The 15,555-nt window shown below is 39.6% G+C and carries 10 protein-coding genes; 6 read left to right on the forward strand and 4 right to left on the reverse strand.

Annotated elements, in window-relative coordinates:
• Positions 1-84 precede the first annotated feature (84 nt).
• The 3 genes from NLP_RS31660 to NLP_RS31670 all read right to left on the reverse strand — a co-directional run bounded on the left by NLP_RS31660 (position 85) and on the right by NLP_RS31670 (position 3,712).
• A complete protein-coding gene (locus tag NLP_RS31660; protein WP_234017399.1) occupies positions 85-1,713 on the reverse strand; it encodes a strawberry notch C-terminal domain-containing protein in 1,629 nt (542 codons plus the stop codon).
• 472 nt (positions 1,714-2,185) lie between these two features.
• Positions 2,186-3,331, reverse strand: coding sequence for an ISH3 family transposase (locus NLP_RS31665; protein ID WP_234017400.1), 1,146 nt, complete (start codon positions 3,329-3,331; stop codon positions 2,186-2,188).
• 102 nt (positions 3,332-3,433) lie between these two features.
• Positions 3,434-3,712 (reverse strand): hypothetical protein, encoded by a 279-nt coding sequence (locus tag NLP_RS31670; RefSeq protein ID WP_199784904.1) that lies wholly within the window; start codon positions 3,710-3,712, stop codon positions 3,434-3,436.
• Between the two features lie 239 nt (positions 3,713-3,951).
• On the opposite strand from NLP_RS31670, the gene NLP_RS31675 reads away from it, so the two are divergent.
• Together NLP_RS31675 and NLP_RS31680 are read left to right on the forward strand one after the other, a co-directional pair.
• Complete coding sequence (locus NLP_RS31675; protein ID WP_104910163.1) at positions 3,952-4,968, forward strand: endonuclease NucS domain-containing protein; 1,017 nt, start codon at positions 3,952-3,954, stop codon at positions 4,966-4,968.
• A 168-nt stretch (positions 4,969-5,136) separates the two neighbouring features.
• A complete protein-coding gene (locus NLP_RS31680) occupies positions 5,137-5,988 on the forward strand; it encodes a class I SAM-dependent methyltransferase (protein WP_104910164.1) in 852 nt (283 codons plus the stop codon).
• A 40-nt stretch (positions 5,989-6,028) separates the two neighbouring features.
• Here the strand turns inward: NLP_RS31680 and NLP_RS34460 are convergent, their stop codons facing one another.
• A complete protein-coding gene (locus NLP_RS34460) occupies positions 6,029-6,283 on the reverse strand; it encodes a hypothetical protein (RefSeq protein WP_199784905.1) in 255 nt (84 codons plus the stop codon).
• A 188-nt stretch (positions 6,284-6,471) separates the two neighbouring features.
• Between NLP_RS34460 and NLP_RS31690 the strand changes: the two genes are divergently transcribed.
• The 4 genes from NLP_RS31690 to NLP_RS31705 all read left to right on the forward strand — a co-directional run bounded on the left by NLP_RS31690 (position 6,472) and on the right by NLP_RS31705 (position 15,544).
• Positions 6,472-9,318 carry a helicase-related protein gene (locus NLP_RS31690; protein WP_104910165.1) on the forward strand — a complete coding sequence of 949 codons (2,847 nt, stop codon included), beginning with the start codon at positions 6,472-6,474 and terminating at the stop codon, positions 9,316-9,318.
• A gap of 65 nt (positions 9,319-9,383) precedes the next feature.
• Positions 9,384-13,271 carry an Eco57I restriction-modification methylase domain-containing protein gene (locus tag NLP_RS31695; protein WP_199784906.1) on the forward strand — a complete coding sequence of 1,296 codons (3,888 nt, stop codon included), beginning with the start codon at positions 9,384-9,386 and terminating at the stop codon, positions 13,269-13,271.
• Positions 13,272-13,439: 168 nt separating this feature from the next.
• Entirely contained in the window at positions 13,440-13,997 is a 558-nt protein-coding gene (locus NLP_RS31700) for an AAA family ATPase (RefSeq protein ID WP_104910166.1), read from the forward strand.
• 56 nt (positions 13,998-14,053) lie between these two features.
• A complete protein-coding gene (locus tag NLP_RS31705; protein ID WP_104910167.1) occupies positions 14,054-15,544 on the forward strand; it encodes a B12-binding domain-containing radical SAM protein in 1,491 nt (496 codons plus the stop codon).
• Positions 15,545-15,555: the final 11 nt, after the last annotated feature.

The following is a 15,555-nucleotide window of genomic DNA, read 5'->3' on the forward strand; positions in this document are numbered from 1 at the left end:
TTTCGGACAATAAAATCACACTTGTGTTTGAGCGAAAATAAGCTGATGTATTTATTAGATACATCAGCTTTTGACGCTTTTGACTTATCCCAAGATTTCAATCACAGCCGCTAGAATAGCTGGGGCTTTGTCTGAAACCGGAATGAATACCCGCTTTTGCCAGTTGATGATCTCGGTGAAGCAACCCACAGCTAAGAGTCGCTCTGCCAGTGAGATAGCATTAACCAGTTCTATGCGAGGTTCATTAGCAACGAAAGACCGCCGCAGCGTAATTCCTCCTGGTAGTTGCTGTGTATATCTCTGATTCAGTACCAGCTTCACAAGTTCTTCTGGACAAAGCACCTGATTTCTTAGTCCGAGTTGTTCGCGCACGGTTTGAATGTCGTGAGCATTCACCACCCGACCGAGTATCTTTTGTCCATCGGCAGTTTGTAGTCGGAATACTCGACTACTGTGCTGTGGCAGGATTTTCCAGATAGGCAATAGAATACCAGTTACCAAATGCAGGTAATCGGTTGTGAACTTGGGTAATTCGTTTACTTCAGTAGACCAAGCAGCAGTAAACGCATCAATAGAAACTTGCCCCCAAGTGGAAGATTCCAAGTCTTGGACTGGTAGGCGAGTTTCTTTCTGTGGACGAATCAGCAAAACTCTTGGGACAACACCACCATCAGCGTCGTAGATGCTATGCGTCGGAATTGACACAGCAGCATTACCCGACTTGGAGTTGATCATGAGCCTTCCAAGATAATGAGTGGCGAACTCTAACATCTCAATAGCAGTTTTAATGTGGTTCTTCTGAGTGCGTTCCACTTTCAAGTAATTGGTGACGCTACCAGTTTGAGCATGAGTGTACACAGCTTCCTGGCTCTCAACAGCAAAGCGTTCAGCCCGTAAAGTTTCCACACCCATCTCATAGACACCATTAGCGATCGCTGCCTCAATCTGTTGACTTAGCAACAACTCAAAACGCTCGAAAATGATGTTTTGCATATCGATGCGTAAAGCCAGCAGCCGATTAAGGAATTGCCGCAATGGGGGCAAGTCGATTTTCATCCCGCCTTCATGAGAGGTTAAGCACAATCCAGTCATTTGCTCAAACTTTCCTAAAGGGACTTCATAAAATCGACCTTGGAATATCTGCTTGAACAGTTCATACAGTGCATATTCGGCGTAGTTTGACTCAAGGTTATCTTTGTTTGAAAATATTCCGTTACCTCCGGTTTGCCTTTGCCCCCTTGTGAGTGCGCCCAAGCTATCTAGCCTTCGAGCGATGGTTGAGATAAAGCGGCGTTCACCGATGACGTTAGTGGTAACAGGTCTGAACACGGGTGCTGATGCTTGGTTGGTGCGGTGCGATCGCCCAAGTCCTTGGATGGCATTGTCTGCTCTCCAGCCGGCTTCTAACAAATAATGCGATCGCCGCCGACGATTCGCAGCATTTAGATCAGCATGATAACTTCTGCCTGTCGCACCAGCGTCACTGAAGATGAGGATTTGTTTGTCACCCTGCATGAATGCAGCAGTTTCAGCAATATTCGCGCCACTACCCCGTGAATCAACGAACAAACGTCCAGATTCATCTTTCAGAACTCGTTTGCTACGACCTGTAACTTCGGCAATTTGCTTGTGACCAAAATGCCACAGCAATTGTTCTAATGCACCAGGGATTGGATCAAGACATGCTAACTTATCGACTAAGGCATCTCTCAAAGCTACAGCTTCTTGGGAAATAACTGGAGAACCATCGGCATCAAAGACTGGCTCGGATCTTTCTTCCCGCTTATAAAAACTTGGACAAAATTACCCACAGTAGGCAAAATTGTACAAAGGGAACTTAGCGGTATATGTTCCAAGAAATCGTCTTTAGTGCCGTAGCTTGCTTTTGCCAGATGGCTCTGACAATCGCTTGACCAAAGACCCCCAGTTAGAGATAGCATAGAAGTTGTGACGCTTGATGCTAGATTTCCGAATTAATTTATTTAGTTGGTTCCAGAGGCTCCATACGTGCTTTCCATCCTTCACGGAGAGATAGGCGGTTATCAGTAAACCAAAAAGTTTTTAAAATAAGAGCGATTACTAGAAGACTTGTAGCTTATGATACTTATAAATACAGAATATTCCCACTAGCAGACATAGTATAGATTATGATTACTTATGATTAGCTAGCCGAAAAGGGTCAATATTAACCTGATGGAATATAGATGCTTTCAACGACTTGATATTTCTGCTCAATAGCTTGAGATAAAAAGGCTAACATCTGTTTTAGCGCAAAAAGTATGCGATAAATTAATCGGCTACCTTTCCTTTTACGACTGATTCTGAGCCAAAGTAGATTTACCCAAATATTAACTAAAAGAAAAGATATACCCACAAATAGTAATCTCAAAACTGGATTTTTATTATTTGTTCTAATTCGACAAATATTCTTCAGACGATAACTAGTTTCAATCCCAAATCGTTTTCGATAATCTTGATAAATATAATCTAAATTTGTTCTTACCTTGTGAGTGACATAAACAAAGTATTGAACTCCACGCTGATTACGCTTTCCCTTCCTATACTTACAAATAATCCATAAATCAAATGTAACTGAATCATCTTTATCTCTTGTTATTGTATAAGTAGTTTTATAACTTTTCCTGCCCTTGAGAAATTGCTTTATTCCTCCCTTTTTTCCCGTTTTGATGGCAGGCATAAGAAAGGGAATATCTAATGCCTGTAACCATCGGATTACAGGAGTATTAAAAAAACCTCTATCTAAATAGAGTTTCTTCACATTTATTTTAAGAGAGTCAAGTTCTGCTAATAAATAAGTAATCAGAGCGACACTAGTATCTGATTGACGAACACCCCTTATTGCAAGGGTTACACGCTTATTCTTAGTAATCACATATAAAGTTGCATAGGCGTAAAATGAATGAGTACCAGCTTTGGCTTGACTTCGATATATGTATGCTGATTCCTCTGATGTTGGCTTACCATAATAACAAATTAAATTTAAATCAATCGCTATTTTTAAAGAGCCTTTTTTCAATCCTAAAGGAATTCGACTTTTCAGCGCTTGATTTATTTGCGCCTCTAATTCCTCAAAATTGTTGATTTTATTGAGATGATATCTAATATCATTAGCTGTGGGAACGTTCTTTAATAATTTGGCTGTATTTTCAATACTATCTCCACTACTAGCTGCCTTAATTAGAATTTCAAATAAAGTTTGCTGGTCACATCCCCCCTGAGTTTCAATGGAAAAATTTTCTACTAAACACTCAATAACCTCATCAAGGGTTTCTGAGGCGGTTATTGCCAGTTCTTCTGATGAAACGCTCAATTTTTTCAGTCAATATGCTACACACTACTCTCATCATTTCATTTTTGGAAATCTTTCAGGATTCTATAAGGATCATTTATATATTTAGTATTATATAGCACTTTAAAATACGTAGGCTGAATTAGCGATCGCTCTTTGGGAAAAACTTTTTGGTTTACTGTAAATATCATGCAAGGCATAGTGGCAAACTATTTTCTTTCCTTGGACAAGGGACAGAAACTCTGTAAGCAGAGTTTTGAGACTTTTAAGGTTAGGCAGATTCTTGTTGTGATTGGGATAATCACTAGAAAACCCCTCATAGATCAACCGTCCTTGACTATCCACTATCGCCAATTCACTTAATTCCGGTTTCCCCTCAGTGTCTAAAACTACAAAGTCCATATAACCCTGACTACGAGTAAGCTATAGCAAAATTAACACAGGTATTTTAAAATGGGTATAATTTGTATCACTTAAATAAGTAAGATCGGAAAATATCAGTAGATAACCTGACAAGTATCAATGTCTTTCAATGGTCGCAGTCAGTATTGATGCGATGAAAATTTTCCACAGCGATCGCAATCTTACTTTGATCAAGGTAAGCTAACTGTAATTTGATTTTTTAACGTTGACCCAAAAGTATGCTGGCTGGTGCTGCTTTAAGAAAAACAGGTGAAGGTTGGGAGTTTGCGTCCGAAGCTGCCTTAGAAAATTTTATTTGGGAGAATCTACAGCAATTATTAAGTTTTACACCTCTCAAACGGCAGTATGCGGCTAAGGGCGAATTCTGCGATATCTTAGCTTTGAACGAGAGCAAACAGTTAGTTATTTTAGAACTAAAAAATGCTGAAGATAGATATGTTATCCAGCAGCTAACCCGTTATTATGATAATTTGCTAGATGAGCGACTTTTTTGTGAACAAATAGACTATCACCAACCAGTTAAACTGATAGCTGCCGCACCTTCATTCCACAGACATAATCTGATTGATTGCAAGTATAATCTGCTCAAAATTGATTTATTGCAGATTCAAGTACTCAAAGACAATCAACAGTTCCAGTTGTGTTTGCAAGACATCAGCACTAATCAAACTTGGTCAATTCCTATTTCCTATCAAGAGCTAAATTTCAGTAGTACAAAACATAGCATTTCAGAAACACCACAATTGCTTTTAGATTGGCTTGGTGCTTGTTCAGCAGAGGAACAGCAAGCAATTCTTAAGCTTCGAGAGAAAATTTTGAGCTTTGATGAGCGAATCAAGGAACAAATTGAGAGTAGAAATACTATCAGGTATGGCAAGGGTAAATCGAAACCTGTGGCTGAATTTTGCTATCAAAGGGCATCTCATAAACCAGTTGTATTTTTCTGGTTGCCAACTCCTAACTCACGGCAAAAAGAAGTAATTGGTCGGTTACGGCTATGGCTAGAAAGTGAAATAGTTACTCATCTAGGTCATGTCCCAGAAGGTTTTGGGCGAATGAAACTTCAATCCGAATGGGATGCCATACCACGAGAAAAACGTCCTAGAAATTTATATTGGAGTCTTTCTCATAAATCATTTATGCCCGTCCCAATTTCTCAAGGTTACAACGATGTTTCTAACTCTTTAGAATCACTAGCAGATTTAGCACTAACCAAATGGCTTACTAGAATTTAGCTAATTTACAAATCAATATGAGCATGATTTCAATACTTACTAATCAATGATTACTGTTATTGTTATGTTTTTAATAATCAGCACTCTATTTTTACAACTAATACTAGATCACACATAAACAAAGGTGAGACAATTGGACTGCAACGATAACTGCTAAAACCCAAAGTAATGAATGATGTGCCTAAAATTAAAGATGAAGTTTGCCGCACAGCACTGATAATGGCAACTAAACGTGCAATAGAAGCTGACAGACCAGACCACCTGTTTGATGATCCATTAGCCACACAGTTAGCTGGAGAGACAGGGCAAGCTTGGCGGGAGAAATGGGAACAGGAGGATAGCAATAATCTCCTTGGTAGTGCGCTTCGGATTCAGTTTGTTGCAGTCCGTACCCGCTTCTTTGATGACTTCATCTTGTCTGTGTTGCCCGAAGCTAAACAGTTAGTCTTTCTAGGAGTCGGGTTAGACACAAGAGCATTTCGTCTGTCCTTCCCACCACAAAATCGTTTGTACGAATTAGATTTACTAGAATTAATCCAGTACAGAGAAGCAATCCTACAAGATAAACCTGCCAAGTGCCATCGTCAGGCGATCGCTGCTGATCTAACGCAACCTTGGTCACATCTGCTTTTGCAAAAAGGCTTTGAGGTTGAAGCCCCAACACTTTGGCTAATGGAAGGACTATTAATGTACCTGAATGAAGTGGAAGTTAATGAGTTACTCAAAATGATTAGTCAGTTGAGTGCTGACGGCAGCTACTTGGGGGCTGATTTAGTCAGTGTCAAGTCATGGCAAGTTGGGGCTAAACATCAGAATGGCTTGATTAGCAAGCACTGGCGTTTCGGTACAGACGAACCAGAACAGTTGTTTGCTGCTCACGACTGGAATGCTTCAGTAATTCAACCAGGAGAAATCAGAGCAAATTACGGACGATATGCTGTCGAATTGACCCCACGCGAAATCAAAGGTATGCGGCGTTCTTTTTTGGTTACAGCAAGGAAAGAATCGATAACTTTATAGCTTTTGGTATGCTTGCCCCCCTACTGCCCATCACCAGCCCTCATGCGACCCCAACAGTTTCGTTAAAAGACCGCACAATAGAAACAATCCCGTCAGCATCACCTGTTACGGATTTTAAGTTTTCCCGTAGCAGAGGCTTTTCTAACAACTTGCTGGTAAACCGAATCTTTGCACAAGGCTTAACACCAATACGGCTGGTATCAATCCAGTAGCCAATTTCAGGCGGACTAGTGATAATCTTGGGAGGTTCAATAATCTCTGCGATCGCCGTCGGCGGGCGGTTACGCTTGGTCAAAAGCAGAAATTTTATAAAAAATGACTGAATTAAGTAATCTTACTACTTACATTGTACTTAAGCTTACTTTAAAACAGAAAAGACTTGTGAGCATACTACTTGCTTGCTCATAAGTATTAATTCAGTAATTACTACTATTTTTACTAATTAATCTGCTGCCAAATTTTCAATACTAATATAGGCTAACAATGGCACAAACTATGAACCATTCACCTGGTTCAATAGTCACCTGTCGCAGTCGGCAATGGGTGATACTACCTTCAGAAAATCAAGATGTTATTCGTCTACGACCGCTTTCTGGCAATGAAGATGAAATTGCTGGTATTTACCAAAAGCTTTTAGAAGAAGAGCTAGAGAAGATTGAATCAGCTACATTTCCTCTACCTCAAGCTACTAGCGTACAAGACCATGCAGCCGCACTTTTGCTTATGGATGCTGCACGTCTTTTACTCCGTAGCGGTGCAGGGCCTTTTCGTTGTTTAGGACGGTTGTCATTGCGTCCCCGTCCTTACCAGTTAGTTCCTTTATTGATGGCACTAAAGTTAGAGACGGTAAAACTGCTTGTAGCTGATGACGTGGGTATTGGTAAGACCATCGAAGCTGGATTAATAGCTCGTGAATTGCTAGACCGAGGTGAAGTTAAGCGAATTGCAGTACTGTGTCCACCACACTTGTGCGATCAATGGCAGCAGGAATTAAGTGAAAAGTTTCATATTGATGCGGTGGTAGTACGTTCTGGCACAGCTTCCAAATTAGAGCGAAACATACCTAATAATGACAGTGTTTTTAGTTATTATCGCCACCTGATTGTTAGCTTGGACTATGCCAAGGCAGATCGTCGTCGTGCTAGCTTTATAACTCACTGCCCTGACTTAGTAATTGTGGATGAAGCACATACTTGCGCCCGTCCAAATAAAACTACAACATCCCAGCAGCAGCGACACCAGCTAATTACAGAAATTGCCCAAAAACAAGAACAGCATTTACTGTTACTTACAGCTACTCCTCACAGTGGGATTGAAGAATCTTTTCTCTCACTTTTAGGTTTGCTGAAGCCGGAGTTTGAGCATTTCAATCTCAATAGCTTAACTGACAAACAACGTGACCACTTAGCCAATCATTTTGTTCAGCGTAGACGGGCAGATGTCAAGCTTTGGCTAGGGAATGAAACTCCTTTTCCCGAACGAGAGTCAAGCGAGGAGTCATATAAGTTATCGAAAGAGTACAAAGAACTATTTGATGAAGTCTATGATTTTGCCCGTGGTCTAGTGAAAACGACTACGGCGGACATGAGTCATGCTCAACGTCGGGGAAGATACTGGTCGGCTTTGGCTTTGATCCGTTGTGTCATGTCTTCACCTGCGGCTGCGATCGCTACATTAAATCGCCAAGTTAGTAAATCAGGCGAACGCTTAGTCGCTGATTTAGACGAAGATTTGATGAGTTCTTATGTCCACGATCCCACAGAACAGGAACAAGCCGTTGATGCTTCGCCAACTTTGGTCATAGAACAGGGACAGCAAAGTTATAAAGACGCGGACAAACGTAAACTTAAAGCTTTTGTGCAAGCAGCAGAGAAGTTACAAGGTGGCAAAGACCAAAAGCTGCAATCGTGCATTGCTACAGTAGAATCTCTGCTCAAAGACCAGATGAACCCGATTGTCTGGTGTCGCTATATTGCTACGGCAAACTATGTAGCTGATGCTCTCAGGCAGAAATTGGAGAAAAAAGGTAGTCAGATCCGCGTAATTGCGATTACTGGAGAACTTTCTGAGGATGAGCGAGAAACTCGACTAGAAGAGTTAAAATATTATCCCCAAAGAGTGCTAGTTGCTACAGACTGTTTGAGTGAAGGGGTAAACCTGCAAACGCACTTCAGTGCAGTAATTCACTACGATTTACCTTGGAATCCTAACCGGTTAGAACAGCGCGAAGGACGTATCGACCGCTACGGCCAAATAGCAACTAAGGTGAAAGCCTGCTTGCTTTATGGTCGAGATAATCCTGTTGATGGTGCAGTTCTGGATGTTCTGATTCGCAAAGCTGTGCAGATTCACAAGTCTTTAGGGATTACTGTTCCCGTACCAATGGAAAGTACTACTGTAGCGGAAGCAGTATTTAAATCCCTTTTTGAACGTACTACTGAGGTTATTCAATTATCGCTGTTTGAGTTTCAAGAAGAATCTGCGGTTGATAAAGTTCATAAGAATTGGGACAAGGCAGTAGAACGCGAAAAAACCAATCGGACTCGCTTTGCTCAACGTGCCATTAAGCCTGAGCAAGTAGAACAGGAATTAATTGACTCTGACCAAATTTTAGGGAATGAGCAGGATGTAGAGCGGTTTGTCTTATCGGCTTGCGATCGCATATCTTGTTCTTTAATTAAGAAAAAGCAGGGATGGTTACTTTCCCAACCACCGGATTTTCTTAAGTCAACTTTAGGGGATAAGTCGCGTTTACTCTCTTTTTCCACCCCAACACCAGAGGGCGTGGAATACGTAGGACGAAATCACCCTTTAGTAGAAGGCTTGGCACGGTACATCCTAGAAGATGCACTTTCCCATACAAATGAACCGATCGCAGCACGATGCGGCTTTACTACAACTAATGCGGTACAAAAGCGCACAACTTTGCTGTTGGTAAGGTTACGGCATTTGTTAGATAGTTCTAAACGTAGTATAGAAACACGGAATACCACATCTCTATTAGCGGAAGAATGCGCGGTTATTGGCTTTACAGGTTCGCCCTCTAGCCCTAGCTGGTTATCGCAGTTGGAAGCAACATCATTACTGCAACAAGCGAAGCCAGTCAGTGATGTTACTAAAGCTATGAAGCAGATAGAAATTGGTGACTTACTCCAAAGGTTAGAAGAACTCCAGCCAGATTTGGAAAAGTTTGCCAGAGAAAGAGCAGAAGAACTTTTACAAAGCCATAGACGCGTCAGAACAATGACCCAAGAAGGTCGAATTCGCGTCACTCCACAATTGCCGATGGATGTTCTCGGCATTTTCATCCTCCAACCCGGACGTAAGTAAAAGGCTGGTAGTCTTGCAACTGCGCTGCTACCAGCTATTAATTTTTTATTTTTAATTCTCCAGATATGAAAACTACATTAACTGCGCTTCAAATCGAAGGAAATTTACTAGCTCCAGATATGACTGCCCAAATGCTCGAAGGCAGCATCAAAGGACAATTGCCAGAAGACTTTGGTTTTAATAAAACTGACAAGCTAGCAGATGAAATTGCTACTGCCTGGGGCGATGCTAAAGCATACTGGGCAGCATTTCAACGCGCATTGGCAAGGCTCGATGAAAATAATTCCGCTACTACAATTACCCGTGAACTTTGGACAGTGCCATTACTGCAAAGTCTAGGTTATGAACCTGTATACACTGCAACAGCCGAAGTCGTAGAGGACAAAACTTATGCGATTTCCCATCGTGCAGAAGCAGGAGAAAATAAACCACCTATCCATATTATTGGTTGTCGGTTAGAAATCGATAAACGTCCTCCCAGTGGCACACCCAGGTTATCAGCACACGCACTGGTGCAGGAGTATCTTAACAAGACAGAGCATCTGTGGGCGATCGCAACCAATGGTTATCGCTGGCGGTTACTGCGTGACTCTTCGTTGATGACTCGTCTTACTTACGTTGAATTTGACTTAGAACAGATTCTCAACGGTGAGAACTTTGCTGATTTTGGGCTATTTTATCGGTTGTTTCACCGTTCCCGATTGCCTGAAGGTGTGGATGATGCAGACAAGTGTTTGCTGGAATATTATCACCAAGAGGCAATTCAACAAGGCGGACGGGTACGCGAAAAACTACGGGACGGGGTTGAAAAAGCCATTGTTCAATTAGGTAACGGTTTTATTCAACATCCGCAAAACGAACGGCTGCGTCAAAAACTTGGAATTATCCCCAATTACGAAGCAGAAGTTACAAATTACGAATTATATCGCCAATTGTTGCGATTAATTTATCGTTTGCTGTTTTTAATGGTGGCAGAATCCCGCAATTTATTATTAATTGGAGATGACTTAGAGAAATCTCGGATTTACCGAGAATATTACAGCATTGAACGCTTGCGAGAGTTAGCCGAACGTCCTCATTGGCGGCGGGAAGGTTTTCAAGATTTATGGCAAGGTTTGTGGGTAACTTTCTTGCTCTTTGATGAAAACTGGCGCGGTGAAGTACTAGGTTTGTCTCCCCTCAATGGAGATTTATTTGGTTCAGGTACTCTTTCAGCTTTAGATAATTGTGCAATTGATAATTATGATTTACTGATAGCACTTCGTCAGCTATCGTTGTACCAAGACAAGGGACAACTACGGCGGGTTAATTATGAGTACCTAGACGTAGAAGAATTAGGCAGTGTGTATGAAAGTTTACTTGAATTTCATCCCCAAGTAATTTTCCATCAAGGGATATATGAATTTGCTTTAGTTTTTGGCAGCGACAGGAAAACTACCGGCTCTTATTATACCCCACCACAGCTTGTACAACAACTGATCAAAACTGCACTTGAACCAGTAATTAAAGAAAAGCTTCATAGTACGCAACAGAAGCTAGGCAATTCAGAAAACAATCAAGAATTAGAAAAAGCACTTCTTAGTTTAAAAGTATGTGATCCAGCTTGTGGTTCAGGGCATTTTCTTTTAGCAGCAGCAAGGCGGATTGGTAAAGAATTAGCCAAAGTCCGTACAGGTGAAGCAGAACCTGGAATTGAACCTTTAAAATTAGCAATTCGAGATGTTATTCAAAATTGTATTTATGGGGTGGATTTAAACCCGTTAGCAGTGGATTTATGCAAGGTTGCCTTATGGATTGAAGGATTTCCTGGTAGGTTACCACTTAGCTTTTTAGACCACAGAATTAAATGTGGAAATTCCTTAGTAGGAGTATTGGATATTAATTGTCTATCTGAGGGAATACCCGATGAAGCTTATAAGCCTGTAACCGGGGATGATAAAAAGTTATCTTCACAGTTTAAGAAGCGGAATAAGAAAGAACGGGAGACAGATAACCAAGGACAATTATCAATATTTGGAGGTTTACAAACTGAACGTACACACTATACAGAAAGTGCGCGGGAGTTAGGAGATATTCCTGAATCCACACCGCAACAAGTGAGAGAAAAGCAAGCACGATATCAGCAAGCTCGTAAAGATTTGGGATGGTGGCGAGATTATTCTACGTGTAATTTGTGGACTGCGGCATTTTTTATGCCCTTGACTGAAGAAAACTTGCAGCTTTTGCCAACAACGGCGGTGTTAACTCAGCTATTGCAAGGTACTTTGTCAACACAAGAGATAGTAAATGCAACAAATAAGTTGGCTGAGGAGAAGCATTTTTTTCACTGGCCTTTGGAGTTTCCTGAAGTGTTTGAAGTAGATGGATTTGACTGTGTACTAGGAAATCCACCTTGGGAACGGATTAAGCTACAAGAAAAGGAGTTTTTTGCTTCTCAAAGTGCGGAAATTGCTAATGCTATAAACAAGGCGGCACGAGAGAAGCTAATTAAAGAATTACCAAAGAAAAATCCTGAGCTAGCACAAGCTTTTGAAAAAGCAAAACATGATGCTGAAGCGCAGAGTAAGTTTTTCCGGGAGTCTAGTAGATTTTCTTTGACTGCGGTGGGAGATATCAATACTTATGCTGTGTTTGCAGAGACTACAAGAAAGTTAATTTCGCCTGATGGAAGGCTAGGTATAATTGTTCCTACGGGAATTGCGACTGATGATACAACTAAAAAGTATTTCGGTGATTTGATTAAATCTCAGTCCTTAGCAAGTTTAACAGGTTTTGAAAATGAAGCTTTTATTTTTCCATCAGTACATCACTCTTTTAAATTTTGTACTTTAGCTGTTACAGGTAAAAATGTTAAAGTTAAAGAAGCAGACTTTACATTTTTCTGCCGTTACTTTGCCGATACTAATAACCAGGTACGTCATTTTAATCTATCCTCAGAAGAGATTGCTTTAATTAATCCAAATACTCTTACTTGCCCAATTTTTAGAACTAGTAGCGATGCCGAAATTACCAAAAAGATTTATCGCTTACTTCCTGTAATAGAGAATGAAAAAATAGGTAGTAATTATTGGAATATTTCATTTATGGCTATGTTTCACATGGCGAATGATAGTAGTCTATTTAAAAATGACACAGGTAGTAATTTACTTCCACTTTACGAAGCGAAGTTATTTCACCAATTTGACCATCTTTATTCTACTTATGAAGGTGCAACGCAAGCTAATTTAAATGCTGGTATCTTACCTCATATTTCAGAGGAAACTAAAAAAAACACTAATTTAACAGTATCACCTCGTTACTGGATTAAATTAACTGAGGTAGAAACTAAGTTAAATGGCAAATGGAATAAAAGCTGGTTAATAGGTTGGAGAGATATTACAAATTCAACTAGTGAACGTACAGTAATTGCATCTTTATTACCAATAGCAGCTTGTGGGGACACTGTACTTTTAATGTTCCCCAAAATTGATAATGACAAGTTAGTTTCATGCTTGCTTGCTAATTTAAATTGCATAACTTTTGATTTTGTAGCTAGGCAAAAAGTCGCAGGAATACATCTTAAATTTTTTACAATGCGACAACTTCCAGTGATTCCTCCAGAAGGATATACCCAAGAAGACATTGAATTTATCAGCACTCGCGTTTTGGAATTAGTCTACACTGCCTGGGATATGCAACCCTTCGCCAAAGATATAGGATACGACGGCGAACCCTTCATTTGGAACCCCAACAGACGCGCATTATTAAGAGCAGAATTAGACGCATATTACGCCAAACTATACGGACTCACCCGTGATGAACTGCGATATATCCTAGACCCTGCTGATATCTATGGCGCAGACTTCCCCAGCGAAACATTCCGCGTTTTAAAGAATAACGAAATTAAACAGTTTGGTGAATACCGCACACAGAGATTAGTTTTGGAGGCATGGGATAGAATGTTTGACACCTAAATTAAACCTGATTATTCTTACAGCAGGTTGTAGATAAACCAAGTACAAAATCTAGAATCAAAACTAGATACTTAGCCTATTTTACTCAAGACTCCTGAAGTTTGCTGTAATTAAGACGCATATTAGATTTTATTCAATTTCTTCTTAATAAAATTAGATTGGTAAGCAATGAAAGTATTAGCAATTGTTGGTATGGCTGGTTCTGGTAAAAGTACAGTAGCTGAATATTTTAAAAATCAGAACTTGCCTGTATTAAGCTTTGGAGACTTAATTAGAGAAGAAATCTTAAAACGCGGACTAGAAATTACGCCCTTGACTGAGCCAATAGTTAGAGAGGAAATCAGAAACAAGTATGGAATGGATGCTTGTGTAAAACTGTCTTTACCTTGGATTCAAGCTAAATTGATAAAAAATTCTTTTGTTATCATTGATGGCATAAGAAGCTTTAGTGAATATAAATCTCTGAAAAAAGAGTTCGGTGATAAATTAGTAGTCTTAGCTTTATTTACTTCCAAGCATATCCGTTATAAACGCCTAGCTTCTAGAACAATAAGACCATTTAAAAGAGATGAAGCTGAAGCACGAGATTATAGAGAAATTGAGAAAATCGAGCTAGGTGGAACTGTAGCTATAGCAGATTTTATGATTATTAATGATGGGCTACAAGAAGAATTATTTCACAAAGTGGAAACTTTACTCACTAATTTAGTTACAAAAGTTTCTTAATTTAACAAATCTAAACAGCTACTAAACACTCAAAAAATCAAACAATAGGTAAAATCATGGACTTACTTTTAGTTAATATCCCAATCGATTTAGGCAAAAAACCCTATGATTTAGCTTTTTCCTTTTTAAAAAGGCTGAATTTTGGCATTCTAGTAATCGCCTCTTATATGACAGAGAGAGGATTTAATGTTGGTATTTTTGACCCTCAATCCCATCCTGAAGAAGATTGTTTGATAAAACTTTTACAAGAAATTGAGCAGACTTCGCCTCATGTGATTGGTTTATCTTGCGTCAGTGGTTTTAGCTATCCTCCTTGCCTAAAAATAGCCAGCACAATTCGCAAGAGATTTCCATCTATTCCTATAATTGTTGGTGGTAAAGATCATGTTGGACAAATTGCAGAAACAGTATTATTGGAATGTTCAGCGATAGATATCGTAGTCAGAGGTGAAGGCGAGGAAATTTTGTGTCAACTTGTTGATCATATTACTAACAAGAAACCTCTTGATACAGTTAATAATATTGTTTATCGTAATCTTAATGGAGAGATTTGCTCAACTCATTATGATTTAGCTTTCAATCCTCAAAAAATGACTCGACTTAACTATAGCCTCTATCCAAATTTCCAGACATTTGCACCAAGTTTGGAAGTTGGTAGAGGTTGTACTTTCGGCTGTGAATTCTGTGTTTCTGCAAAAACTGGAGTGCGTAAAAAGGACATACCATCTATCATCGATGAAGCGGAATATATTACTGATATATATGGGGATAATGAAATTTGTATTTATCTAGAAACACCTATGTTTCTCATGCAAGATGAAGAAATATCCCAGTTAGCTATTCAACGTCAAGAGAGAGGTTTAAATTTTACCTGGAGAACTAGTACTCGTGTAGAATATTTAACTCCAACCCGTCTCGATAAATTAGCAAAAGCGGGCTGTCGAATTTTGGATTTGGGATTAGAAAGTGCTTCTTTTGATATTCTTCTCCGAATGGGTAAAACTCGCGATCCCCAAAGGTATCTTGACAGAGCATCTGAAATACTGCGTGCTGCCTATGATCTAGGTATTATTATCAAGCTAAATATTCTTTTTTATATAGGAGATACCTTAGAAACAATAGCAACAACATTTTCTTATCTTACTAAAAATATGCCCTATGTAACTAGTGTTTCAGCATATCCTCTTTTGCTGTATCCTGGCTCATCTTTAGAAGGGGGAATAAAAGAAGAAATTAAGCGTTATGGAGGAAATATTATTACAGATGCAGTTTGGCAGTCAAGACATCTATGGCCTATTAACCCTAGTTCGGAATTAACCTATGATTCTCTCCAAGAGCTAGGAGTTTTGTTTGCTAAATCTTTTCAGACTATCGACACTTTCTATACTCAAAAGCGATATGGTTATTTTTCTCCAGAAATTTCCTACACCGATTTTGTCGATGCTGCTATTCATTTTGGTATTGATTCTTTACCTTTTTCCAAAGATTTGAAAGAAACGGAATCAAATAGGCAAGTACTTTGGGACTACTTAAAAGCTGGAATGTAAACCATGAGAAT

Origin of the sequence: Nostoc sp. 'Lobaria pulmonaria (5183) cyanobiont' (assembly GCF_002949795.1) — a bacterium.
GTDB lineage: Bacteria > Cyanobacteriota > Cyanobacteriia > Cyanobacteriales > Nostocaceae > Nostoc.

Excerpts from the sequence above, each read along its gene's own strand:
- NLP_RS31670 (WP_199784904.1), bottom strand. The coding sequence starts at position 3,712 with ATGGACTTTGTAGTTTTAGACACTGAGGGGAAACCGGAATTAAGTGAA.
- NLP_RS31675 (WP_104910163.1), top strand. The coding sequence starts at position 3,952 with ATGCTGGCTGGTGCTGCTTTAAGAAAAACAGGTGAAGGTTGGGAGTTT.
- NLP_RS31680 (WP_104910164.1), top strand. The coding sequence starts at position 5,137 with ATGAATGATGTGCCTAAAATTAAAGATGAAGTTTGCCGCACAGCACTG.
- NLP_RS31690 (WP_104910165.1), top strand. The coding sequence starts at position 6,472 with ATGGCACAAACTATGAACCATTCACCTGGTTCAATAGTCACCTGTCGC.
- NLP_RS31695 (WP_199784906.1), top strand. The coding sequence starts at position 9,384 with ATGAAAACTACATTAACTGCGCTTCAAATCGAAGGAAATTTACTAGCT.
- NLP_RS31700 (WP_104910166.1), top strand. The coding sequence starts at position 13,440 with ATGAAAGTATTAGCAATTGTTGGTATGGCTGGTTCTGGTAAAAGTACA.
- NLP_RS31705 (WP_104910167.1), top strand. The coding sequence starts at position 14,054 with ATGGACTTACTTTTAGTTAATATCCCAATCGATTTAGGCAAAAAACCC.